20 protein-coding genes are annotated in these 23858 nt (G+C 69.5%); 11 read left to right on the top strand and 9 right to left on the bottom strand.

Translation table 11 applies throughout. From position 1 onward, the window contains the following. Positions 1-36: 36 nt before the first annotated feature. From ACQP2X_RS19130 to ACQP2X_RS19115, 4 genes are read left to right on the top strand one after another with little or no spacing between them, the layout of a single operon-like run. Complete coding sequence (locus tag ACQP2X_RS19130; RefSeq protein ID WP_498698795.1) at positions 37-915, top strand: carbohydrate ABC transporter permease; 879 nt, start codon at positions 37-39, stop codon at positions 913-915. An 11-nt stretch (positions 916-926) separates the two neighbouring features. Next, a complete protein-coding gene (locus ACQP2X_RS19125) occupies positions 927-1766 on the top strand; it encodes a carbohydrate ABC transporter permease (RefSeq protein ID WP_498698794.1) in 840 nt (279 codons plus the stop codon). A 36-nt stretch (positions 1767-1802) separates the two neighbouring features. Next, positions 1803-3032, top strand: coding sequence for a glycoside hydrolase 5 family protein (locus ACQP2X_RS19120; RefSeq protein WP_498698792.1), 1230 nt, complete (start codon positions 1803-1805; stop codon positions 3030-3032). 1 nt (position 3033) lies between these two features. Further along, a complete protein-coding gene (locus ACQP2X_RS19115) occupies positions 3034-6003 on the top strand; it encodes an alpha-mannosidase (protein WP_498698790.1) in 2970 nt (989 codons plus the stop codon). Here ACQP2X_RS19115 and ACQP2X_RS19110 read toward each other — a convergent pair whose 3' ends face one another. The 3 genes from ACQP2X_RS19110 to ACQP2X_RS19100 all read right to left on the bottom strand — a co-directional run bounded on the left by ACQP2X_RS19110 (position 6004) and on the right by ACQP2X_RS19100 (position 9456). Continuing rightward, positions 6004-7596 (bottom strand): methyl-accepting chemotaxis protein, encoded by a 1593-nt coding sequence (locus ACQP2X_RS19110; RefSeq protein WP_498698788.1) that lies wholly within the window; start codon positions 7594-7596, stop codon positions 6004-6006. It abuts the gene before it with no gap. Next, entirely contained in the window at positions 7593-8651 is a 1059-nt protein-coding gene (gene chvE, locus ACQP2X_RS19105) for a multiple monosaccharide ABC transporter substrate-binding protein (protein WP_498698787.1), read from the bottom strand. Before chvE ends, ACQP2X_RS19110 begins: the two co-directional genes overlap by 4 nt. A gap of 262 nt (positions 8652-8913) precedes the next feature. Then, positions 8914-9456 carry a GNAT family N-acetyltransferase gene (locus ACQP2X_RS19100; RefSeq protein WP_498698784.1) on the bottom strand — a complete coding sequence of 181 codons (543 nt, stop codon included), beginning with the start codon at positions 9454-9456 and terminating at the stop codon, positions 8914-8916. 94 nt (positions 9457-9550) lie between these two features. On the opposite strand from ACQP2X_RS19100, the gene ACQP2X_RS19095 reads away from it, so the two are divergent. Beyond that, positions 9551-10468 (top strand): HupE/UreJ family protein, encoded by a 918-nt coding sequence (locus ACQP2X_RS19095; protein WP_498698782.1) that lies wholly within the window; start codon positions 9551-9553, stop codon positions 10466-10468. Here the strand turns inward: ACQP2X_RS19095 and ACQP2X_RS19090 are convergent. The 5 genes from ACQP2X_RS19090 to ACQP2X_RS19070 form a co-directional block, all read right to left on the bottom strand. Further along, on the bottom strand, positions 10374-11213 hold the full coding sequence (locus ACQP2X_RS19090) for a hypothetical protein (protein ID WP_498698781.1): 840 nt from the start codon (positions 11211-11213) through the stop codon (positions 10374-10376). The two genes, ACQP2X_RS19095 and ACQP2X_RS19090, sit on opposite strands and share 95 nt — an antisense overlap. Before the next feature lie 72 nt (positions 11214-11285). Further along, positions 11286-11750 (bottom strand): RICIN domain-containing protein, encoded by a 465-nt coding sequence (locus tag ACQP2X_RS19085; RefSeq protein ID WP_498698779.1) that lies wholly within the window; start codon positions 11748-11750, stop codon positions 11286-11288. Positions 11751-11882: 132 nt separating this feature from the next. Further along, positions 11883-13484, bottom strand: coding sequence for an EAL domain-containing protein (locus ACQP2X_RS19080; protein ID WP_498698776.1), 1602 nt, complete (start codon positions 13482-13484; stop codon positions 11883-11885). 98 nt (positions 13485-13582) lie between these two features. Beyond that, entirely contained in the window at positions 13583-14398 is an 816-nt protein-coding gene (locus ACQP2X_RS19075) for an SAM-dependent methyltransferase (protein WP_498698773.1), read from the bottom strand. 77 nt (positions 14399-14475) lie between these two features. Continuing rightward, positions 14476-15081, bottom strand: coding sequence for a hypothetical protein (locus ACQP2X_RS19070; protein ID WP_498698772.1), 606 nt, complete (start codon positions 15079-15081; stop codon positions 14476-14478). Positions 15082-15487: 406 nt separating this feature from the next. On the opposite strand from ACQP2X_RS19070, the gene ACQP2X_RS19065 reads away from it, so the two are divergent. From ACQP2X_RS19065 to ACQP2X_RS19055, 3 genes are all read left to right on the top strand, one after another. Beyond that, the gene (locus tag ACQP2X_RS19065; protein ID WP_498698771.1) at positions 15488-16810 is read left to right on the top strand and encodes a BTAD domain-containing putative transcriptional regulator; all 1323 of its coding nucleotides are present in this window, start codon (positions 15488-15490) and stop codon (positions 16808-16810) included. A 446-nt stretch (positions 16811-17256) separates the two neighbouring features. Continuing rightward, on the top strand, positions 17257-18015 hold the full coding sequence (locus tag ACQP2X_RS19060) for an excalibur calcium-binding domain-containing protein (protein WP_498698769.1): 759 nt from the start codon (positions 17257-17259) through the stop codon (positions 18013-18015). 114 nt (positions 18016-18129) lie between these two features. Then, complete coding sequence (locus tag ACQP2X_RS19055; protein ID WP_498698767.1) at positions 18130-19386, top strand: MFS transporter; 1257 nt, start codon at positions 18130-18132, stop codon at positions 19384-19386. 125 nt (positions 19387-19511) lie between these two features. Here ACQP2X_RS19055 and ACQP2X_RS19050 read toward each other — a convergent pair whose 3' ends face one another. Then, complete coding sequence (locus tag ACQP2X_RS19050) at positions 19512-19868, bottom strand: DUF2255 family protein (protein WP_498698766.1); 357 nt, start codon at positions 19866-19868, stop codon at positions 19512-19514. A gap of 198 nt (positions 19869-20066) precedes the next feature. On the opposite strand from ACQP2X_RS19050, the gene araB reads away from it, so the two are divergent. Genes araB through araA form a run of 3 tightly spaced genes read left to right on the top strand, consistent with a single transcriptional unit; the run spans position 20067 to position 23856 of the window. Continuing rightward, a complete protein-coding gene (gene araB / locus ACQP2X_RS19045; protein ID WP_498698765.1) occupies positions 20067-21698 on the top strand; it encodes a ribulokinase in 1632 nt (543 codons plus the stop codon). Next, positions 21695-22381: an L-ribulose-5-phosphate 4-epimerase gene (locus tag ACQP2X_RS19040; RefSeq protein WP_498698763.1), complete on the top strand. Its 687-nt coding sequence runs from the start codon at positions 21695-21697 to the stop codon at positions 22379-22381. The genes araB and ACQP2X_RS19040 overlap by 4 nt, the downstream gene beginning before the upstream one ends. Further along, a complete protein-coding gene (gene araA, locus ACQP2X_RS19035) occupies positions 22378-23856 on the top strand; it encodes an L-arabinose isomerase (RefSeq protein ID WP_498698761.1) in 1479 nt (492 codons plus the stop codon). Before ACQP2X_RS19040 ends, araA begins: the two co-directional genes overlap by 4 nt. The last annotated feature ends 2 nt before the right edge of the window (positions 23857-23858 follow it).

Here is a 23858-nt window from a genome sequence, read left to right as displayed (position 1 = left end):
CCCGATAGGCCGGCCGCCACCCCCCGAGGAGATCTTGTGAAGACACATCGTTGGTTCACGCCGTGGGTGCTCACCCTCCCGGCGCTGGCCTTTCTGCTGGTGTTCAGCGTCTGGCCCTCCATCAACACCCTGCGGCTGTCGTTCACCGACGCCAAGCCACTGGGCGGCGACGCCGATTTCGTCGGCGTCGGCAACTACACCGAGCTGCTGCACGACAGCCAGGTCTGGACCGCCCTGCTCAACAGCGCGATCTACATGGCGATCTGCCTGCCGCTGCTGACCATCCTGCCGCTGCTGCTGGCCGTACTGGTCGAGCGCAAGCTGCCGTTCATCGCCTTCTTCCGGACCGCCTTCTACGTGCCCGTCATCGCCAGCGCGGTGGTGGTCGGCCTGATGTGGACCTGGTTGCTCGACGACCGCGGCCTGATCAACAACCTGGCCCGGTGGCTGCACGTCATTCAGGGACCGGTGCCGTTTCTGACCGACCGCTGGCTGGTGCTGATCAGCGCGATCAGCCTGACCGTCTGGAAGGGCCTCGGCTACTACATGATCGTCTATCTGGCCGCGCTCGGTAACGTCCGCAAGGACCTGCACGAGGCCGCGGCCATCGACGGCGCCGGCCCGGTGCGCCGCTTCCTGACGGTCACGGTCCCGGGCGTACGGGGAACCATGTTTCTGGTTGCCGTTCTGGTCAGCGTGGCCGCCTTGCGCGTGTTCTCCGAGCTCTACATCCTCACCGGCGGCAAGGGCGGGCCGGGCGGCAAGGACCAGTCGCTGGTCATGCTGATCCAGCAGTACGCCGGCGGGTTCTACGGCAATTTGGGGTACGCCTCGGCGCTGAGCGTGCTGCTCTTCGTCGTCACGGTGGTCCCGATGGTGGTCCTCGCGCGCCTCAACAACCGGGGTGAGTCGTGAAAAAGACCAAAGTGACGAAGATCGGTGAGCCCTCGACCGGCGAGAAGGTCCTGCGCTACGTCCTGCTGCTGTTCGTCCTGCTCATCACGGTGGGCCCGTTCCTGTGGCAGCTGTCCACCTCGCTCAAGGGCGCGGGCGAGGACATCTACACGCGCACGCCCAGCTTCATCCCGCACGAGCCGACGCTGAACAACTACAGCCAGGTGGCCGAGGCCATCCCGGTCTGGCGCTACATCGGCAACTCGCTGCTGGTGGCGTTCCTGACGGTCGGCGGCAACATCCTGTTCGCCACCACGGCCGGCTACGCCATCGCCCGCCTGCGCTTCCGCGGCCGCAAGATCGTGCTGGGCCTGTTCCTGGCCACGCTGATCCTGCCGGGCGAGGTCACGATCATTTCGCAGTACGTCACGGTGCGCGACCTCGGCCTGGCCGACACGCTCATCGGCGTCGCCCTGCCGGGCATGGTGGCCGCGCTCAACGTCCTGCTCATGTTCAACGCGTTCCGGTCGCTGCCGCAGGAGATCGACGAGGCCGCGATCATGGACGGCGCCACCGTCGCGCAGCGATTGCTGCGGGTCTCGCTTCCGGCCGTACGAGGAACCCTCGCGGTCGTGGCCATCTTCGCCTTCATCCAGGCCTGGGACGACTTCCTGTGGCCGCTGATCGTGCTGACCTCGCCCGAGAAGTACACCCTCACGGTCGGCCTGCAGTACCTGTCGGGCACGTTCACGCAGGACCAGCGCCTGATCGCGGCCGGCACGATGATCGCCTTCATCCCCATCGCAATTTTGTTCAGCGCGCTCCAGCGCTACTTCTTCAAGGGTGTCGAGGAGGGCGGGGTTAAGGGCTGACCCCCGTCGGTGATGGAAATCGAGAGAAAGCGCACCATGAGATACGGCGTCAACTACACCCCTTCGGCCGGATGGTTCCACTCCTGGCTCGACTTCGACCCGGCTTCGATCAAAAAGGACCTCGAAGCGATCGCCGGGCTCGGCGTCGACCACATCCGGCTCATGCCGCTGTGGCCGCACGTGCAGCCCAACCGGGGCCTGATCCGCCCGCGTGCGCTGGCCGACGTGGTCACGGTGGTCGACCTGGCCGCCGAGTGCGGCCTGGACGTCAACGTCGACGGCCTGCAGGGCCATCTGTCCAGCTTCGACTTCGTGCCCGCCTGGCTGTCGAGCTGGCACCGCCGCAACATGTTCACCGACCCCGACGTGGTCACCTCGACCGCGCACTACCTGCGCCGGCTGACCGCCGCCGTGGCCGGCCGGCCGAACCTGCTCGGTGTCACCGTCGGCAACGAGACCAACCAGTTCGCGGCCGCGCCGCACCCGTTCCCGCACCCGGTCACCGAGGAGGGCGCCGGGGTGTGGCTGGCCCGTCTGACCGGGGCCATCAGGGACGAGACCCGCCCCGGGACGCTGGTCACCCACGCTATGTACGACGCCGCCTGGTACGACGACACCCAGCCGTTCGGCCCGGCCCACGCGGTCGCGCACGGCGACGAGACGATCGTGCACTCGTGGGTGTTCAACGGCGCCGCGCAGACCCACGGCGGCATGGGCGCCGGCTCCGTACGGCACGCCGAATATCTCTGCCGGCTGGCCGCCGCCTGGCACACCGACCCGGCCCGCCCGGTCTGGCTCCAGGAGGTCGGCACGCCGACCAATGTGGTGGCCGAGGCCGACGCGCCGGACTTCCTCGAGGCGACCCTGCGGCACGTCGCGCGGATCCCGGAGCTGTCCGGCATCACCTGGTGGTGCTCGCACGACGTGTCGCGTGACCTGCTCGACTTCCCCGAGCTGGAGTACGACCTGGGGCTGATCACCAGCGACGGACGGGTCAAGCCGACCGGAGAGCGTTTCGCGGAAACGATCGCACAGATTCGCAAAGAATCCCACACGGTGGAACAATCGGTGGCACTGGTCCTCGACGACACCGTGCCCGGATACCGTGCCGCCTCCGGGCCCACCCGCGATTTCTACCGGTCGTGGCTGGACCTCGCGGGCGACGGCGCCGGCCCGCAGATCGTCCTCGCGTCCACGGCCGGCGACGCCGAACTGCTCTCTGCCCGCGGCATCACCGAACTCCGCCGTCCTCACGAAAGGCCCTGACATGCACGACGACATCCCGCTCACCGTGGGACGCGCGACCCGCGTCCTGGCCGAGCGCATCCGGCCCGCCGTCTACACCGGCAGCGTGCCGTTCGAGGTCGAGTTCCACTCCCTGCCCGGCGAGCCCATCCCGCCCGCCGAGGGCATCGCCCTGTCGTACGAGCCGTACACCGTCGGCACCCCGTGGGGCCCGGCCTGGAACACCACCTGGTTCCGGCTGCGCGGCACCGTCCCCGCCGAGTGGCGCGACCGGCACGTCGAGGCCGTGGTCGACCTCGGCTTCGACGGCAACATGCCCGGCTTCCAGTGCGAGGCGCTGGTCTACCGCCCCGACGGCAGCCCGGTGAAGTCCATCAACCCGCGCAACCAGTGGATCCCGGTCGGCGACGAGGAGACCGTCGAGCTCTACCTGGAGGCGGCGGCCAACCCGGTCCTGCTCGACTACCACCCCTTCCTGCCGACCCAGGAAGGCGACATCCAGACGTCGTCGCCGCGGCCGCTCTACACGACCCGGCGCATGGATCTGGCCCTGTTCGACGAGCAGACGTACGAGCTCGCCCTTGATGTCGAGGTCCTGCTGGAGCTGCAGGCGGTCCTGCCGGCCACCGCGCCGCGCCGGATGCGCATCCTCCAGGCGCTCGACAACGCCCTGGACGTGCTCGACCTCCAGGACATCTCCGGCACGGCGGCCGCCGCCCGCGCCGAGCTGGAGGAGGTCCTCGCCGCCCCGGCCGAGCAGAGCGCGCACCACCTGTCGGCCATCGGGCACGCGCACATCGACTCGGCCTGGCTGTGGCCGGTCCGCGAGACCATCCGCAAGGTGGCCCGCACGGCGGCCGGCATGACCGAGCTGATCGGCCTCGACCCCGATTTCAAGTACGGCATGTCGAGCGCCCAGCAGTACGCCTGGCTCAAGGAGCACCGCCCCGAGGTGTTCGAGCGGGTCGTCGAGGCCGTCAAGGCCGGCCGGTTCATCCCGCTCGGCGGCATGTGGGTCGAGAGCGACACCGTCATGCCGACCGGTGAGGCGCTGGTCCGCCAGTTCACGTACGGGCAGCGGTTCTTCCGCGAGGAGTTCGGCGTCGAGTCGCAGGGCGTGTGGCTGCCGGACAGCTTCGGCTACTCCCCCGCGCTGCCGCAGCTGATCCGCCGGGCCGGCTTCCAGTGGTTCTTCACCCAGAAGATCTCCTGGAACCAGGTGAACCGGTTCCCGCACCACTCATTCCTGTGGGAGGGCATCGACGGTTCGCGAATCTTCACTCACTTCCCGCCGATGGACACCTACAACTCGCAGCTGTCCGGGGCCGAGCTGTCCAAGGCCACCAACCAGTTCCGCGAGAGCCGGCTCGCGTCGCGGTCGCTGGCCCCGGTCGGCTGGGGCGACGGCGGCGGCGGCACGACCCGCGAGATGGCCGGGCGGGCCCGCCGGCTGCGGTCCCTCGAGGGCAGCGCCACCGTCGAGTGGGAGCACCCGAACGAGTTCTTCGACAAGGCCCGGGCCGAGCTGCCGAACCCGGCGGTGTGGGTGGGCGAGCTCTACCTGGAGCTGCACCGGGCCACGCTGACCAGCCAGCACAAGACCAAGCAGGGCAACCGGCGCAGCGAGCACCTGCTCATCGAGGCCGAGCTGTGGGCGGCGACGGCCGCGGTGCGGGCGGGTGCTCCCTACCCGTACGAGCAGATCGACGCTCTGTGGCAGGAGGTGCTGCTGCACCAGTTCCACGACATCCTGCCGGGCACGTCGATCGCTTGGGTGCACCGGGAGGCCGTGGCCACGTACGAGCGGATCCGGTCCTCCGCCCTGGAATTGATCGCGGCATCGCAGGCCGCGCTCGTCGGTGAAGGCGACACCACGATCGTCCTGAACCCGGCGCCGTTCGCTCGCGACGGGGTGCCGGCGCTGTCGGCCGGTCCTGCTTCCTCTCCGGAGGGGTCGGTCTCCATCGACGGCAACGTGCTGTCGAACGGCATCGTGTCGGTGACCGTCTCCGACGAGGGCCTCATCACCTCGGCGGTCGACCTGGCGACCGGGCGCGAGACGATCGCGGCCGGGCAGGAAGCCAATCTGCTTCAGCTGCACCAGGATTTCCCGAACCAGTGGGACGCGTGGGACGTGGACCGCTTCTACCGCAACAAGGTGACCGATCTGCGCGCGGTGTCGTCGATCGAGTTCAGCCAGGACGCGGCGGGCGCGCACGTCACGATCGTGCGCGAGTTCTCGAAGTCGAAGGTGAAGCAGACGCTCACGCTGGCGCCGGGCAGCCGGACGCTGCGGATCGACCAGGAGGCCGACTGGCACGAGACCGAGAAGTTCCTGAAGGTCGCGTTCCCGTTCGCCATCCAGGCCGAGCACGTGGCCGCCGAGACCCAGTTCGGCTATCAGAAGCGGGTCACGCACACGAACACGAGCTGGGAGGCGGCCAAGTTCGAGGCCTCCATGCACCGCTACGTGCTCGTCGAGGAGCCCGGTTTCGGCGCCGCGCTGATCACCGATTCGACGTACGGCTACGACCAGACGCGGGACTCCACTGAGGAGCACGGCGTCACCACGACCGTGCGGCTGTCGTTGCTGCGGGCGCCGCGCTTCCCCGACCCGGAGACCGATCAGGGCCACCAGACCTGCTCGTACGGCCTGGTCATCGGGGCCGGCGTGGCCGAGGCCACCGAGGCCGGCATCGCGATGAACCTGCCGGCCCGCGTGGTGACCGGCGACCACGGCTTCGAGCCGCTGGTGTCGGTCGACGGCGACGGCATCGTCGTCTCGGGCGTGAAGCTGGCCGACGACCGCAGCGGCGACCTGATCGTGCGCGTCTACGAGTCGCTCGGCCGCCGCGCCACGGGGACGTTGCGGGTCCACACCGCTGTCCAGTCGCTCCAGGAGGTCACGCTCCTGGAGAAGCCCTTGGGCGCCGGCTCGCTGGACCTGCGCTTGGCCCCCTTCGAGGTACGGACTCTTCGCCTGTCCCTCTAGTCACACACGGAAATGGCCCACCAGCGTCTGGAGCCGGTGGGCCGTTTCGCTCAGTTCGCTGACGGCGTCGCGCGACTGCGTGACGCCGTCGTTCGTGACGCGGGAGGCGCCGGCCAGCCCGTCGATGTTGGCGGCGATGCCCCCGATGCCGTCGGCGGCCGCCGCGACACCCCGGTTCATCTCCGAGGTCGTGGCGGTCTGCTCCTCGACGGCGCTGGCGATGGTCGTCTGGAAGTCGTTGATCTGCGTGATGACCGAGGTGATCTCGCTGATCGCCTCGACCGCGCCGGCCGTGTCGGTCTGGATCTGCTGCACCCGCGCCGAGATGTCCTCGGTGGCGCGGGCCGTCTCCTGTGCCAGCTCCTTGACCTCGCCCGCCACCACGGCGAAGCCCTTGCCGCTCTCGCCGGCCCGGGCGGCCTCGATGGTCGCGTTGAGGGCGAGCAGGTTCGTCTGCTCGGCGATCGAGGTGATCACCCGGATCACGGTGGCGATCTCGGCGCTCGAGTCGCCGAGCTTGCCGACCTGCTCGGTGGTGCGCTCCGCGATGGAGACGGCCTGACTGGCCACGCGGGCCGCCTCGGCCGCGCTCTGCGCGATCTCGGTGATGGCCACGCCCATCTGTTCGGCGCCGGCTGCGACCGTCTGCACGTTGTGCGAGACGACCGAGGCGGTCTCGGCCACCAGTTCGCTCTGCCGGGCGGTCTCGGTGATGGCCCCGGTCATCGACTCCGACGTCGACGACATGCGGGCCGAGGCGCCGGAGACCTCGCCGGCCGCGCCGGTCACCGCGCTCACCACGCCGCGCAGGTCGGCCAGGGCGGTGTCGAGGTCACGGGCCATCAGGCCGACCTCGTCGCGGGTGCTGACGTCGGCCGTGACAGTCAGGTCGCCGCGGGCGAGGCCCTGCAACGCCTTGCGCACCCGCACCAGCGGCTTGGTCACCGAGATGACCACGATCCAGGCCAGGGCGATGACGACCAGCGCGGCCAGGCCGACCGCCACCCACATCACATGGTTGCCGTCGGCGCGCTGGGCCGCCGACGACTTCTCGGCGGCCGAGACGACGCGGGCGAACTCGTCGCGGGCGTTCTCCAGCACGGCCGACACCAGGTAGTTGTCGACGCCGATCTGGGCCCAGCCGAGCCGTGCCGTCTGCGGGTCGCTGCCGGCGCCGGCCACGTAGCGGGTGATGACGTCGATGTACTCGGTGTAAACGGTGGTTAACTTCGCAACCGTCGCGGTCTGGTTCGCGGGCAGCTCGATGGCGGCCAGGGCGGTCAGCAGCTCCTTGGTCCTGCCGATCTGGTCGTCGAGCTCGCCGGCCTGGTCGGCCGGGTCCTCGCGGACGATCGCCTGCAGGCCGCTGGACTTGAGCTCGCTGGCCATCCGGTCGAGCTGGAGCACGTAGGTGCCGGCCAGGTTGAGCCGCTGGAGCCGCTCGGCGGTGCGGTTGGCCTGCCACGACGACCAGGTGCTGACGGCCAGGCAGGTGAGCAGGCCGAGGACGCTCACGATGACCAGGCCCGTCAATTTGACCGCGACGGGGCGGTCGAGGAACGCCGCGGCGAGCCTCGTCTGCAAACGGCTCACGCCAGGTCCGATTCCTTGTAGTAGCCGCCGTCGATCAGGACCGTCTTCAGGTTGGCCTTCTCGACGCTGACCGGCTGGAGCAGGAACGCCGGGACGACCTTCACCCCATTGGCGTACGTCTTGGTGTCGTTGATGTCGGGGGTCTCGCCGGAGAGCACCTTGTCGGTCATCTGCACGGTCACCTTCGCCAGTTCGCGGGTGTCCTTGTAGACCGTCTCCGTCTGCACGCCCTGGTTGATGAGCTTGACCGAATCGAGCTCGGCGTCCTGCCCGGTCACGACGGGAACCTTCTTCCCGTTCTTCTGGAACGTCTCGATGATGCCGCGCGAAATACCGTCGTACGGCGAGAGAATCGCGTCGAAGGTGACGTCCCGCTTGATCAGCTTCGCCATGCGGGCGGCGGCGATCTTGCCGTCCCACTGCTGGGTGGTGACCTGGGCGAACTGGGTCTGGCCACTCGGCACGTCGAGGGTGCCGCTCTTCAGGTACGGGTTCAGGACGCTCATGGCGCCGTTGAAGAAGAACCGCGCGTTGTTGTCGTCGGCCGAACCGGCGAACAGCTCCATCCGGTACGTACGCTTCGCCTTGGCCAGGCCCAGATGATTGGCGATGGTACGGCCTTGCAGCACACCGACCTTGAAGTTGTCGAAGCTGGCGTAGTAGTCGACGTTCGCCGAGCCGCGGATCAGCCGGTCGTAGGAGATGACCGGAATCCCCTTGTCGTGCGCGTCCTGCAGCTGCGACTTGAGCTGCGTGCCGTCGATCGAGCCGATGACCAGCGCCCGGTCCCCCGCGGCGATCATCGCGTCGAGCTGCTCCTGCTGCGTCCCGACGTCGTTGTCGGCGTACTGGATGTCGGTCTTGTAGCCGAGCGCCTCGAACTGCTTGACCATGTTGTCGCCGTCGGCGATCCAGCGCGCGCTGTCCTTGGTCGGCAGCGCGATCCCGATGGTCCCCGGGTCGGGCGCGGCAACAGCGTCGAGGTCGTCGCCGGCACAGGCGGAGACGCCGGCAAGCAGAACGGCGGCGATCAGCGCCGCACAGCGCCTGAACAATCCGGCCTCCCGAGGTAGGGCTCATTGCCCTGTTCGGCCGGTCCGCCACCGTCCTGAGCCGCTTTCCGCCGAGAACGACTACCCCGGTGCGCCGTCGCGCCGAGAACGACTGCCCCGATACGCCGTCGCGCCGAGAACGACTGCCCCGATACGCCGTCGCGCCGAGAACGACAGCGCAGGCACGTCGTCGCGCCGAGAACGACAGCGCCGATACGCCGTCGCGCCGAGAACGACAGCGCCGATACGTCGTCGCGCCGAGCACTCAGTGCTCCTGACGCACCCGTTCCCAGACGACGTCGACGCCGGTCTCGCCCGGGGCCTCGGGCTCACGGGCCACCCGCTCGACCTCGGTGTAGCCGGCCTTGGCGGCGACGGCCCCGGAGGCACCGTTGGCGGCGTCGTGCAGGATGACCACCCGCTCGACCCCGGGCAGACCGAGCCCGACCTCGCTGACGGCCCGGACCGCCGTGGTCATGTGCCCACGACCGGCGAACCGCGTCCGCATCCAGTAGCCGACCTCCAACTGGCCGGGCCCGCGCCGGGTCATCAGCCCGATCGACCCGGCGAGCTCCCCGGCCGCAGTGAAGATCGCATAGTTGAACTCGGTGGCCGTGTCCCATTTCTCGGCCGACCTCTTGATGAAGTCGCGGGAGGCGTCGAGATCGTAGGCGCCCGACGCCCACGGCATGAAGGGCGCAAGCTCGGTCAGCGACTCACGCACAGCGGCGGTGGCCTCGTCGGCGAACTCGGGCACCCAGCGCCGGAGCACGAGATCGCCGGCCTCGATGGTCTCAGGTGGCAGCATGGCGGACAGCCTGCTCGCCCGCCCTTTTAGCGGCAACCGATTTTCGTCAAAATTGCGTGGGAAATAGCTGTGCCGCACCTATGAAAATCTGCACTTGCTTTTTCCGCTCCTCTTTGTCGATGATTCCGGGAAAGAACTCTTCTTTCCCATGATTGCGTTGCCGGACATGTTGTTCATCCTCGTTCTCCTGTCGGCGGCACCAATGCTCGCCGGACCGCGCACGCCCGTGACCCAGATCGGGCCGACCGTCATGGCGTTCGCGACAACCATGGCCTTCGGCGCCTTCTCACCCGTACACCCGCCGGCCCGGCTGGTAGCAGCAACCATCGCAACCGGCATCCTCGCCGCGTCCGCACACGCGATCCGCCCCCTCTTCAGCGGACGTGAGCCCTTCGTCGCGGCCGTCTTCGGGCTGGCACACGGGCTCGCGCTGACCCCTTCATCCCTCCTCCGCGCCGAAGTGTTCCTGCTGCTGGCAGCCGGCCTGGCCCTGCCAACGCTGATCGTGGTGTCCCGGCTGCCCGCGGTGCTCCGGCTGCCCGTGGTTCCTCGCCTGCCCGCAATGTCCCATCGGCCCGCGATGTCCCAGCGTCCCGCGATGTTCTGGCTGCCCGCGCCGTTCCGGCTGCCTGCGGTGTTCCGGCTGCCTGCGGTGCTCCGGCTGCCCGCGGTGCTCCGGCTGACTGCGGTGTTCCGGCTGCCCGCGGTGTTCCGGCTGCCTGTGGCGGCCGCGGTCCGCGTTCTCGGCGCCACGGTCGCCGCGATCGTCGCCGTGGGCCTGCTCCTCGGCGCCGTCACGGTGGACGGCCTGAACACACACATGACGCCGCTGCTGGTCGTCCTGGGCGTCTTGGCCGACGCCGCCGGCGCGTACGCCCTGATCGACCGCCGCCGCACGGCCGCTCTCGAGGCCCGCCTCAGGCGGTCGGCCAGAGACGCCGCGAGGTACCCGTCCCCTCGTACACCTCAAGATCCGTTGTCAGCAGCCCGCCCTCACGGAGAGTGCCGATGACCCGCTCCCGTTCCTGAGTGGTCACCTTTCCGTAAAGCCGGACCTGAAGATGCGGCCCGGTGCGCCGCCGCAGCACCCACACCTCCGGCACAGCGCCGAACTTCTCCGCCGCGACCAGCAACGACTCGGGCAGCGCCTCGGTGCCGTCACTCTCCACACGGACCTGTTCGGTAGGCGCGGCACTCACCCCGATGTCGGTCAAACCGAGATTGGCGCTGGCGCTGAGTTCCACCATTTCCCTGTACGCAGCGGAAGCAGTGGGCCGCTTCGCCGCGTCCCCCGCCCAGCCCTGGGCGAAGATCAGGAACCGGGTGGACGGCTGCGACATCACGCCCACCCGCCGGTAGTCGCCACTCTCGATGGTCCGGCCCCACAGGTCGGCCTGCTGGTCGAACTGGCCGGAGGAGGCGGTCCCGTCGTACCAGCGGCCGTCATGCTCGTTCTGCCCCCGTTTGACGAAAAGCTTCAGCGACACGCCGTCGACCTCCTCCGGTTCCATCAGCACGGCCCGCACCCGCTTGACGGTCTCGGCGACCTGCCCGACGGCCGGGGTCACAGTGACCTCGGCGTCGACCCCGACACCGTCGTCACCGGCCCGGGTCTCGACCGCGGAGCGCTGCACGCCGGGCACCGATTTCATCGCGGCGAAGATCTCGGCCCGTACAGCGGCCTCCTTGTCTTCGTCGCTCTGACAACCGGTCAGAGCCGCCAACACGATCACCAGGACCAGCACTCGTTGCACCACGCGGACCACGGTATAGATCGCGACCTAACACCAGGGGAACGGCGCCGGGCCGTCCCCCTGGCCGTACGGCTCCTAGTACCACTGCTGGTTGGCGCCGCCCCAGCAGTCCCAGGTCACGACCTTGGCGCCGTTGTTGGCGTTGAAGGCGTAGATCTCCAGGCACTTGTGGTTCATGACGCTGCGGATCTGCTTGCCGTCGCGGTACCACTTCTGGTTGGCGCCACCCCAGCAGTCCCACAGGACGACCTTCGCGCCGTTGGCGCCGTTGAAGCCGTAGATCTCCAGGCACTTGTTGTTCATCGCGTTGCGAATGTATTGGCCGTCCCAATACCAGCCTTGATTCGCACCACCCCAGCATTGCCAGGTGACGACGTCGGCGCCGTTCGCGTTGTTGAAGTTGTAGAGCTCCAGGCATTTGTGGTTGAGCTCGCTGCGATAGGTGATGGTCGCGGCCTGGGCCGCGGTGGTCGGCGCGATCACAAGGACGGCGGCCGAGACCACCACGGCGAGACGGCGCAGAATGGAATGAGTTTTCATGGCGTTTCCCGATCTGGTGAAAGGACAGGTTCCGCCGCGGCTGTGATTCTTCCCGGGATTGCGGATCAAACATATTCCCGATGAGCGGCGGAAACCGCCGAACGCCCGCGATGTCGGATGGCGGACAGCCGCCTAGGGAAGCTCCGCCACAGGCCGCCCGAACAGATATCCCTGCCCGTGATCACAGCCGGCCGCACTGAGCGCCCGTGCTTGCGCGCCGCTCTCGATCCCCTCGGCCGTGACGGTCACCCCAAGCGAATGACAAAGCCCGACGACGTGCCGCAGAAACTCCACCCGCTCCCGCGCGGCGAGGAACTCGGCGGCCAGCTTCACCTCGGCGAACGGCAACGTGGCGAGCTCGGCCAAACTGGAGTAGCCGGTCCCGAAATCGTCCAGGGCGAGCCGCAGACCAAGGGCGGCGAGCCGTTCCAGGACCGCGCGGTGCTCGATGACCGCGGCCGTCTCGGTGATCTCCAGCTGCAGGCGGCCGGCCGGCATCCCGGTGCGGTGCAGGATGTCGGCGACAGCGGCCACCAAACCCGGCGCGGCCAGCTGGATCGGCGACACGTTAACGCTCATTCGCAGATCCGCCCGTACGGCTCCCGCCCGGCACGCCTGCTCGAGCAGGTTCCGGCCGAGCTCGTTAACAACGCCTGTTCGCTCCGCCATCGCGATGAACTGACGCGGCTCGAGCCGGTGCCACCGGGCCAGGGCCTCGACCCCGATCACCGTCCGGTCGGCGAGCCGCACCAACGGCTGGTAATGCAGCGTGAACTCCCCCGCCGCGAGCGCGGCCGGAATGGCAGCCGCCAGCCGATGCCGCCGACGGTCACTTTCGGCCCGTCCCGCCTCGAAGACACCCGGCCCGCGACCTCCGGCGGACGCGCTCTTCCCCCTGTCGCCCCGTCCGCGTTCAGCGCCGTCCGGTGTGTAACCAGCCCGGCCTGGTCCGAGGAAGCTCGGGCCCTGTCCGTCCTGGTCCGCCCAGCGCAGGGCGAGGCGGCCGTCGTGGAGCCAGCCGTCCGGGTCGGTGCCCGCGGCCGGTCGTTCCACCACGCCGGTGGTCACCGCCACGTGCTGGGCCAGCAGCCGGGACGCGCGGTCGGCGACCTTGATGACGTCGTCCACGCCGGTCGTGCCGGCGAGCAGGATCGCGAACTGGTCGTCGGCCAGATGGGCCAGGAAGCCCAGCGGGCGCAGCCGGCGGGCCACCTCGGTCAGCAGCCGCACTCCGTTCTCGTGCCCGAGGGTGTCCGTCACCTCGTCGTAGCGGTCGAGGCTGACCAGGCAGAGCCCCAGCCGCTCGCCGGACCGGGCGGCGATGACCTCGGCCAAGTGTTTCCGCAGGTGCTGTTCGTTGGGCAGTCCCGTGTCGGGCCGATGCAGCAGCGCCTGTTGCAAGCGCTGCTGAAGATCGACCTGCACCCCGCGCCAGTGGATCTTCTCGGCGCGGTTCATCTCCTCGGCGGCCCGCAGGGCGGCGTCCCGCTGCGCCGCGACGAAACCGGTGGTCAAGGTTTCGAGCAACGCGAGGATCCGCGCCCGGGTCTCCTCGCCGTCCGGTCCGGCTATCGCCGCGGGCAGGCGGCCGGCGAACAAGTTAACGGTCGTTCCCAGTACGGGCGGCGCTGACATCCGAAGGTCGACCAGCTCGGCTCCGATGCGGGCGCCCGGTGCGGGGTCGAAGGGTTCCGCCCGCACGGCCGCGACGAACTCCTCCAGCAAATCGCTCAAGGCGGCGCGGGCCCGAGACCGTACGCCCGGAACGAAGCCGGCGGCGACGACCCCGCGCAACCAATCGTCAGTGATCCCCGCCAGGGGATCCCGCGTGGTCATTTCTTCCGGGCGAGCGCGACGAGCGCGGTGTGCTGCGGCGGGTCGCCGGACTCGTCCGGGTCGGCGTGCCACTCGGTCGCGCTGACCACGCCCGGCTCGACGATCTCGAAGTCGTCGCCGATCAGCGCGGCGATCTCCTCCCTGGTGCGGATCACGACCGGGGTGGGCGTCTTCTCGTACAACTTGCGGGCCCGCTCCTGAGCCTCGCGACCCTCCGGCGTCACCTCCGGCCCGAGGTGTGAGACGACCAGATAACTTCCCGAGACGAGCGGCTCACCAAGCCGCCGCAGAATGCCGGCCGGGTCGGCCTCGCCCGGCACGAAGTGAAGCACGGCCACGGTGAGCACGGCGACCGGCTCGGAGAAGTCGAAAAGGTCGAGAACCTCGGGGTGGTAGAGGATTCCGTCCGGCTTACGCAGATCGGCTTCGATGACCTTGGCGTACGGGTTTCCGGCGAGCAGACTGCGGCTCTGCTGCACGGCGATCGGGTCGATGTCGACGTACATGACACGGGCCTCGGGGTCTGCGTCCTGTGCCACCTCGTGCACATTGCCGAGCGTCGGAATGCCCGACCCGATGTCGAGGAACTGCCGCACACCCCGCTCGCTCAGCCACCGCACGGCCCGCCCGAGGAACGCCCGGTTGGCCCGCGCCACCAGGCGAGCCTCGGGAAACATCGTCTCGACCCGGTGCCAGAACTCCCGGTCGACCGCGAAGTTGTGCACCCCACCCAGCGTGTAGTCGTAGACCCGCGAGGCATCCGGCACCGTGATGTCCACGCCTTCCGGCACCCATCCGTACGACTCGGTCATGCTCGCTCCCACGCTCGGCTCCCGGACACCGACCATTGAAGTACGCGGATGCCTACAAAGCCAGACCGGAAGTCCGATTAAGACAGATGGTCACATACGTTGTCCCGCCGCCCGTGCAGCATCGTGACGGTCCGATAACCGGAGGCCGAGATCTCCAGCCGGTACACCCCGTCGATCACCCACAGCCCCCGCGGAATGTTCCCGCCGCCGTCGCGAACCCCGAGTAACACCGGCCCGACCACGTTCCACGTCTCGCCCCCGTCGGCCGTGTGCTCGACAACGGCACTGCCACTGACATCAGCGTCGTACGACTGTCCGGTCCCGCTGTTGGTGACGCGCACCACGAGCGCACCCTTGTAGGCATCCCACCGAACGGCCCCGTCGGGATAGCGCCGCAGCACCTTGGTCACCACTTCGTCCACCACCGGCTCGGCGCGGAACGCGAAATCACAGGTAAGCCCGGCCACCTGCGAGAACGGCGGAGTAGGGGCCGGCACCCATCCCTCGTCGACGCCCTTGGCAGGCCCGGCGGGGGTAGCGGCGGCCGGCGAAACCGCACCGGCAACGAGAGAGACGGCCAGCACGGCCGCAAAGATTGTTCGACGCATCGGCCCACCTTGCGCGGCGCCACTCACCATCCGCTCACCAGCCAGACCGGCATTCCGCACGAAGCGGACGAGCACGCCGCCGCAGGTGTGCGCGCGCTAAGTAAGAGCGCACGCGAGGAGACGGTCACAGTCTTTCTGCATCCTAGGAGGCTAGGCTCTTGGTATCGGCTTCTGAGGGAGGGCGCCCTGTGGGAGGCGCCCTGAGCGAGGAGTCGGCGGGTGGCCAGGCGGAAATGGCGGCATGGGAGAGGTCGCCAGGACAGACCGGCAGCGAAAGTGGTGGGGAGGTCTGGCCAGGTCAGGCCGCCGGTGAGGCACTGGGGCGTCAGGGCAGCCCTCGGCAAAGGGCTCGGAGTGTCAGGACAGCCGTCGGCAAAGGGCTCGGAGCGTCAGGACAGCCGTCGGTGAAGGACTCGGGGCGTCAGGGGACTCCGAAGTCGTCGAGTGGTCTTGAGGGGCGGCCGTTATAGGGTTCGATGTGATGGAGTTTTGGCTGTTGGGGCCGTTCGAGGCCTGGGATGGCGGGCGCCGGGTCGCGGTGGGCAATCGGCGGCAGGAGCGGTGTCTGCTGGGGATTCTGCTGCTTGCGCGCGGATCCGTCGTCGGTGCCGAGCGGATCGCCGATCTGCTCTGGGACGGGATGCCGCCGGCGTCGGCTCGGGGTGCCGTTCAGACCTATGTGGGGCGGCTGCGCCGAACCCTCACTGACCACGGGCTCACCATCGAGACCCGGCACGACGGATATCGGATCGACCCGGCCGGGCATCGGCTCGATCTGGACGACTTCGCCGAGCGGAGCCGGGTTGCGGCCGAGGGCACCGACGCCGTGGAGCGGGTGCGCCTCTGGGATGAGGCGCTCGGCCTGTGGCGGGGGCCGCTGCTCGCGGACGTCGCGGACGATCGGCTGCGGGAACGGCTCGGGGCCTCGCTGCGTCGTCAATGGCTCGGCGCCACCGCCAAGCAGGCCGAGGATCTGCTGGCCATCGGCGGGCACGAACGCATGGTGTCCACACTGGACCCGGTGGTCGAGCAACATCCGGGCGAGGAGAATCTCGTCGCTCTGCTCATGACGGCGCTCCATCGGCTGGGGCGTACGTCCGAGGCCCTGCACCGCTATGACCTGACCGCCAAGGCGTTGCGGGCCGACCTCGACATCGCGCCCGGCGACGCCCTCCGGGAGCTTCGCCACCGGATCGCCCGGCGGGATCCCCGGCTCGACCGGCCCGCGGCGCCGGCCTACGCGGTGCGGATCCGTGATGAATGGCTTCCCTGGAACGTCGGCGGCCACCCGGCCCTCGAGTTCTGCAACACCTACGCGGGGTGGGGACGGCCGCCCAACTCGCGCGGGGATTGGCTGGGCGGCTATGCGGCGCTGGCCGCCTGGTCCGAGCAGGTGGGCCTGGTCGACGCGGGCACGGTTTCGGCGCTGCTGCGACTCGCTCGCCGCGGGCCGCGAGCCGCGGCGTCGGTTCTCGGCAAGGCCAAGAGACTGCGTTCGCTTTTGTACGCCCTACTGACCGATCCCGGCGACGAACGAGCGTTCACCGCGGTCGCCGGCTTCGCTCAGGCCGCCCGGTCGGCGTCCGTCCTCACCCGGGACGGCTCGGGGCTTCCCCGCTGGGTACTGTCCCCCGCCGCCGGTCTGGAGACACCACTGCACGCGGCCGCGAACGCCGCCGCCGAGCTGCTCGCCGATCCCCGCCGGTTCACCGTGTGCGCGTGCCCCGGCGCGAACTGCGGCTGGCTCTTCCTCGACGACACCGGCCGGCGCCGTTTCTGCAGCATCGCCACCTGCGCCCATTAACCGATCGGGTGACGGGCGGATGATGCCGAAGGCGCCCACGCGTTCCGGGATGAGCTGGAACGGATCGCCCGTTCAGCCGGGGCACCTCCACTCATGGACGCCGGTCACATCCGGTCGGCGGGTTATGCGTTCGACGGGCCTTCACCATGCTCACCCGGGTGAACCCGCCTCCAGCACAGGATCCGTGGCAAGGCCACGGCGCCGTCCCTCCGGACCGGCAGCCACCGGTGCCGCCCGGCCAGACCGGTAGCGAACCGCCGTTCACTTCACCGCCGCCGGTCCCCGGCTACGTCCAACCTGGACAGCCGTACGGCCAGCCACCGAACCCCTACGCCCGCACCGTGGACGCCCAAGGCCAGCCCATGGACGCGTACGGCCAGCCCATGAACCCGCACGGCCAGCCCATGAACCCGCATGGACAGCCCGTGAATGCGCATGGACAGCCCATGGACGCGTATGGCCAACCCATGGACGCCTACGGGCAGCCTGTCGACGCCTACGGCCAGCCCGTGGAAGGGGAACCCGGACACGGCGCTCCCGGCGCCCCGCCCACCATGCCGTACCTCGCGGCGCCGGGCCTGAAGCCGCCGAAACCGCCGTCGCGATGGAAGGCCTGGCACAAGGTCACCCTCGGAGTGATCGGCGCCCTGACCCTCTGCCTCTGTGGAGTCGCGGTCTTCGCACCCGACTCCAACACCGGCAACCCCACCGACAAAGAGCAGACCGCCGCGGCCCAGCAGGTGGCCGACGTGCCGAGCACCCCCACCGACGACCCGGCGACGGCGTCCCCGACGAGGGCCACAACCCCGGCCACCACCCCGGCCGCCGCCACGCCGGCCACGAAAGCACCGGTCACCAAGACCAGCAAGCCCACCCCGAAACCCACCACGACGAAAGCCGTCTACTACGCCACCTGCGCCGACGCGCCCGGCCCACTGAGCAAGGGCAAACCCGGCTACCGCAAGGCCCTCGACCGCGACGGCGACGGCGTCGCCTGCGAGCGGAGCGGCGACGACGAGGAACCGCCGGCTGACGATCCCCCAGCGGATGACCCCGGCGACGACGACAGCGGAGGCGGCACCGACCCGCGCTACTCGTCGTGCACGAAGGCGAAAGCCGACGGCTACGGCCCCTACTACAAGGGCCAGGACCCCGAGTACGACTGGTACCAGGACCGCGACAACGACGGCGTCGTCTGCGAGTAACAAAGTCCAGGAGCAACGACGCACTGTTGCCATAAGTTTGCAGTTGCAATATAGCGGCGTGACGCTCGCGACAATCGCGGGCGTCACACCGCGAACGTCGCTTAACTTTCGGCGGTGGAGAACACGAAGGGCACGCTGACGCCCGCCGCGCGGATGCTGGTCGTCAACCAGTTCGGGCTGTGCCTCGGCTTCTACATGGTGCTGCCGTTCCTGGCGACCTATCTGCGCGACGACCTCGGCTTCGCGGCCGCGCTGGTCGGCACCGTTCTCGGCATCCGCACCCTGTGCCAGCAGGGTCTCTACATCCTCGGCGGCACCGCGGCCGACCGCGTCGACCCGCGGGCGCTCATCATGCTCGGCTGCGGCCTGCGGGTCGTCTCCTTCGGACTGCTCGCCACGGTCACCTCCCCGGCCGGGATCATCGCCGCGACCGCGCTCACCGGCGTCGCGGGCGCCATCTTCAGCCCGGCCGTGGAGACGTACCTCATGCATGAGTCTCCCGGCCGAAGGGCCGAGACGTTCACACTGCTGAACCTGTGGGGCAACGCCGGCACGCTCCTCGGCCCGGTCATCGGCGCGCTGCTGCTCGGCGTCGACTTCCGGATCGTCGCGGCCACCGCGTGCGTCATCTTCGGCGTCCTCACGGTGGCGCAGGCCCTTGTCCTGCCCGGCGTGCAACGCCCCGCGCCGGAGCACGGCGTTCTGCAGGCCTGGCGGCGGGTCTTCACCAACCGGCGCTTCCTCGGCTTCACTCTGGCCGGCGCCGCCTACTTCGCCCTCTTCAACCAGCTCTACCTGGCCCTCCCACTGGAGGCGCAGCGGGTCACGGGCCATCCGGCCGCCGTGAGCGCGGTCTTCATCGTCTCCACGGTCGTCGGTCTGATTGCGGGTGTACGCCTGACGAAAGCCTGCAAGCGCCGATGGTCTACCGGCACGTCGATGTCCCTGGGCCTGGCCCTGATCGGCGCCGGTTTCCTGCCGATCGCCGCGGCCGCGCCGCTGACCGCGAGCGCCGGCGAGCCCCTCCCCCTGACGTCGGCGCTGATGGCCGGGATGCCGGCCCTGCTCGGCACCGCGGTCTTCAGCGTGGGCATCACCATCGCCAACCCGTTCATGATGGAGCTGATCCCGGCGGTCGGCAGCGAGCGCCTGGTCGGCACGTATTACGGCTTCTTCTATCTGGTGTCGTCACTGCTCGCGGCCGTGATCAGCACCGTGACCGGCAGCCTGCTCGACCTCGGCCCGGCCGGCCTGCGCTGGGCCCCGTTCGCCCTGCTGGCCGCCGTGGGCGCCGCGGGCGCCCTCGGCATCGCCGCCATGCAACGCCGCGGCGCCCTGACGGCCCCGGCCGCAGTCGCGTTAGCGCGGTAAGAAGGCCGCGACCGGAGTCGCGTTAGCGCGGTAAGAAGGCCGCGACCGGAGTCGCCTCAGCGCGAGAAAGCGGCCGGAATCGCCTCAGCGCGGGAAGACGGCCGCAGTCGCCTCAGCGCGGGAAGTTAGCGACCATTCGCAAGGAGCGCGACCCGCGTCGTCGTGGCTCGCGCCGGCGGCGCGAGCAGCAGAGGCAAGAACCGGGGTTGGTCGCCGTACTTCGCCTCGTACGCCCGGTCGACGAGTTCCCACGCGCCGTCGTCACCAACCAACTCGACAGTGACCGGGATCGGCCCGTCCGGCGTCACGAACGTCAGCGCACCCGCCGCCGCGACCCGCCGGTACCAGGCCGAACCCGCCCCGTGCGACGACCGGATGTAGCCGGCGCCATCGGCCCATACCGCCCATATCGGCGTGCGGTGGCCCTCCACTTGGATAATCACGGTATCGGTGTCGCGCAGGTACTCGAGCAGAGAAGACATGCCACCAGCCTGGATCCGGCCGCCCGGCCCGGCATGAGTCGAACGACTGGAGAACCGTTAACACTCCTGAAACTGGGGTATACCGCCGGACGCCCGAGTCTGTTAGCGTTCACACGACCTAAGGCGCTCCCCTTTTCGCGCCGCGTCGTCGCGTGATGTTATCGCTAACAGAGCGCGCCTCGTGGAGGTGCTCCCCTCATGCCTGATCAACCGCGTTACACCGTCGGGGTCGACTTCGGCACGCTGTCCGGCCGGGCGGTCGTCGTCCGCGTGCCGGACGGGGCCGAGCTCGGCTCCGCCGTCCACGACTACAAGCACGCCGTGCTCACCGAGGCTCTGCCCGACGGCACTCCCCTCGGCCCGGACTGGGCTCTGCAGGTGCCCTCCGACTACGTCGATGTCCTCAAGCACGCCGTGCCCGCCGCCATCGAGGCCGCCGGCGTCGACCCGGCCCACGTCGTCGGCATCGGCACCGACTTCACCGCGTGCACGATGGTTCCCACGCTCGACGACGGCACGCCGCTCAACGAGCTCCCCGAGTGGGTGAGCCGCCCACACGCGTACGTCAAGCTCTGGAAACATCACGCCGCACAACCGCAGGCGGACCGCATCAACGCTCTCGCCGCGGAACGCGGTGAGGCGTGGCTCCCCCGCTACGGCGGCCTCATCTCCTCGGAGTGGGAGTTCGCCAAGGCCCTGCAGATCCTCGAGGAGGATCCGCAGGCGTACGCCTCGATGACCCGCTGGGTCGAGGCCGCCGACTGGATCGTCTGGCAGCTCACCGGCAGCTACGTCCGCAACGCCTGCACGGCCGGTTACAAGGGCATCCGCCAGGACGGCGCTTATCCCTCGCCCGAGTTCCTCGCCGGGCTCAACGGAGACTTCGCCAACTTCGTGGCCGACAAGCTCGACCAGCCCATCGGCGAGCTCGGCCAGAAGGCCGGCGTGCTCTCCGAGCAGGCCGCCGAGTGGACCGGATTGAAAGCCGGCATCGCGGTGGCCGTCGGCAACGTCGACGCCCATGTGACCAGCGCCGCCGCCCGCGCCCTCGACCCGGGCCAGATGGTCGCCATCATGGGCACCTCCACCTGCCATGTCATGAACGGCGACGAGATCCGCGAGGTCCCCGGCATGTGCGGGGTCGTCGACGGTGGCATCGTGGCCGGCCTCTACGGATACGAGGCCGGGCAGAGCGGCGTCGGCGACATCTTCGGCCACTACGTCGACCGGCTCGGCGACGAGTGGAGCCACGCGGTTCTCACCGAGCGCGCCGCCGCCCAGCGGCCGGGCCAGCACGGCCTGATCGCGCTCGACTGGCACAACGGCAACCGGTCCGTCCTGGTCGACCACGAGCTGTCCGGTCTGCTGATCGGCGAAACCCTCGCCACCAAGCCCGAAGACATCTACCGGGCTCTGATCGAGGCCACCGCCTTCGGCACCCGCAAGATCGTGGAGACGTTCACCGAGGCCGGCGTGCCGGTCCGGGAGTTCATCGCGGCCGGCGGCCTGCTCAAGAACCGGCTGCTCATGCAGATCTACGCCGACGTGCTCAACATGCCGCTCTCGGTCATCGGCTCCGATCAGGGGCCGGCGCTCGGCTCGGCCATCCACGCCGCCACCGCCGCCGGGTGCTTCCCCGACGTGCGCACGGCGGCCGAGTCGATGGGCCGCGTGGAAAGCGCCGTCTACCAACCGGATCCGGCCGCCGCGGCGGTCTACGACGAGCTGTACGCCGAATATTCGGCCCTGCACGACTACTTCGGCCGCGGCGGCAGCAAGGTGATGCGCCGCCTGCGGGCCATCCAGCGGAAGGCGTGGGACCACCGATGACCGTCACGACCGACGTCCGCGACACGATCGCGCAGCTGCGCGTGCAGGTCGCCGACCTGCACGCCGAGCTGCCCCGCAACCAGCTCGTGGTGTGGACCGCGGGCAACGTCTCGGCCCGGGTGCCGGGCCGCGATCTGCTCGTCATCAAGCCGTCCGGGGTGTCGTACGACAAAATCACGCCGGAGGCGATGGTCGTCACCGACCTCGAGGGCGAACTGGTCGACGGCGAGCTCAGCCCCTCCTCGGACACGGCCGCGCACGCATACGTCTACAAGCACATGCCGCATGTGCGAGGCGTCGTTCACACCCATTCGACGTACGCCACGGCGTGGGCCGCCCGCGGTGAGGCGATCCCCTGCGTCCTCACGATGATCGCCGACGAGTTCGGCGGCGAGATCCCGGTCGGCCCGTTCGCGCTCATCGGCGACGACTCGATCGGGCGCGGCATCGTCGAGACGCTGCGCGGCCACCGCTCCCCCGCCGTCCTCATGCGCAACCACGGCGTCTTCACCATCGGCTCGTCCGCCCGCAACGCGGTCAAGGCCGCGGTGATGTGCGAGGACGTGGCCCGCACGGTCCACCTCTCGCGGCAGCTCGGCACGCCACTGCCGATCGAGCAGCACCACATCGACTCGCTCTACGAGCGCTACCAGAACGTCTACGGACAGGAGCCTGTCAAATGAAGCCCCAGATCTGGTTCCTGACGGGCAGCCAGCACCTCTACGGTCCCGAGACCCTGGAGCAGGTCGCCACGCAGTCGGCCGACATCCAGCAGCTGCTGGTGGCCGGCGGGCTGAGGGCGGAGATCGTCGGCAAGCCGGTGCTGACCGACTCGGCCGCCATCCGCCGGACCATGCTCGAGGCCAACGCCGACCCGTCGGTCATCGGCGTCATCGCCTGGATGCACACGTTCTCCCCGGCCAAGATGTGGATCACCGGGCTGGACACGCTGCGCAAGCCGCTGCTGCACCTGCACACGCAGCACAACCGGTCGCTGCCGTGGGCCACCATCGACATGGACTTCATGAACCTGAACCAGGCCGCGCACGGCGACCGGGAGTTCGGCTTCATCCAGGCCCGCCTCGGCGTGCCGCGCAAGACGGTCGCGGGTTACGCCGGCGACCCCTCGGTCGTCGAGCGGGTCGACGCCTGGATCCGGGCCGCCGCCGGCTATCAGCATCTGCGGACGCTGCGGCTGGCCCGGTTCGGCGACAACATGCGGGACGTCGCGGTCACCGAGGGCGACAAGGTCGAGGCCGAGCTGCGCTTCGGGGTCTCGGTGAACACGTACGGGGTCAACGACCTCGTCGCGGTGGTGGACGCCGTGGCCGACGAGGCGGTCGACGCTCTCGTGGCCGAGTACGCCGACGCCTACGAGCTGGCGCCGGAGCTGGCCCGGGGCGGCGACCGGCACGAGTCGCTGCGGTATGCGGCGCGGATCGAGGCCGGCCTGCGGCAGTTCCTCACCGAGGGCGGGTTCGGCGCGTTCACCACGAACTTCGAGGACCTCGGCGGGCTGCGGCAACTGCCGGGCCTCGCGGTCCAGCGGCTGATGGCCGACGGGTACGGCTTCGGCGGTGAGGGCGACTGGAAGACCTCGGCGCTCCTGGCCGCGGTGAAGGCCATGGGTGGCGCCGCCTCCTTCATGGAGGACTACACCTATCACTTCGGGCCGGGCGAGCCGAAGATCCTCGGCGCGCACATGCTCGAGGTCTGCCCGTCGATCGCGGCCGACCGCCCGCGCGTCGAGATCCACCCGCTGGGCATCGGGGGCCGCGAGGACCCCGTACGCCTGGTCTTCGACGCCGCTCCCGGCCCCGGCACCGTCATCGGCCTGGTCGACATGGGCGACCGGTTCCGCCTGGTGGCCAACGCGGTCGAGGTCACCGCGCCCGACGAGCCACTGCCGGCGCTGCCGGTGGCGCGGGCCGTGTGGAAGCCCGCGCCGTCGCTCTCCACGTCGGCCGAGTGCTGGCTGACCGCGGGCGGCCCGCACCACACCGTTCTCACGCAGTCGGCCTCGGCCGAGACCCTGCGCGACTTCGCCACCATGCTCCAGACCGAGCTGCTGCTGATCGACGAGAACACCACCACGCACGACTTCACCGATCGCGTCCGGTGGAACTCGGCCTACTACCGCCTGTCCCGTCCCTTGTAGAA

It is taken from the genome of Actinoplanes sp. CA-131856 (assembly GCF_050956135.1).
Taxonomy (GTDB): Bacteria; Actinomycetota; Actinomycetes; order Mycobacteriales; family Micromonosporaceae; genus Actinoplanes.
This window is presented reverse-complemented; position numbering and strand designations above follow the sequence as displayed.

Coding starts and splice junctions, on each gene's coding strand:
- ACQP2X_RS19120 (WP_498698792.1), top strand. CDS start 1,803: ATGAGATACGGCGTCAACTACACCCCTTCGGCCGGATGGTTCCACTCC.
- ACQP2X_RS19115 (WP_498698790.1), top strand. CDS start 3,034: ATGCACGACGACATCCCGCTCACCGTGGGACGCGCGACCCGCGTCCTG.
- ACQP2X_RS19100 (WP_498698784.1), bottom strand. CDS start 9,456: ATGCTGCCACCTGAGACCATCGAGGCCGGCGATCTCGTGCTCCGGCGC.
- ACQP2X_RS19085 (WP_498698779.1), bottom strand. CDS start 11,750: ATGAAAACTCATTCCATTCTGCGCCGTCTCGCCGTGGTGGTCTCGGCC.
- ACQP2X_RS19075 (WP_498698773.1), bottom strand. CDS start 14,398: ATGACCGAGTCGTACGGATGGGTGCCGGAAGGCGTGGACATCACGGTG.
- ACQP2X_RS19065 (WP_498698771.1), top strand. CDS start 15,488: ATGGAGTTTTGGCTGTTGGGGCCGTTCGAGGCCTGGGATGGCGGGCGC.
- ACQP2X_RS19060 (WP_498698769.1), top strand. CDS start 17,257: ATGGACGCGTATGGCCAACCCATGGACGCCTACGGGCAGCCTGTCGAC.
- ACQP2X_RS19050 (WP_498698766.1), bottom strand. CDS start 19,868: ATGTCTTCTCTGCTCGAGTACCTGCGCGACACCGATACCGTGATTATC.
- araB (WP_498698765.1), top strand. CDS start 20,067: ATGCCTGATCAACCGCGTTACACCGTCGGGGTCGACTTCGGCACGCTG.
- ACQP2X_RS19040 (WP_498698763.1), top strand. CDS start 21,695: ATGACCGTCACGACCGACGTCCGCGACACGATCGCGCAGCTGCGCGTG.
- araA (WP_498698761.1), top strand. CDS start 22,378: ATGAAGCCCCAGATCTGGTTCCTGACGGGCAGCCAGCACCTCTACGGT.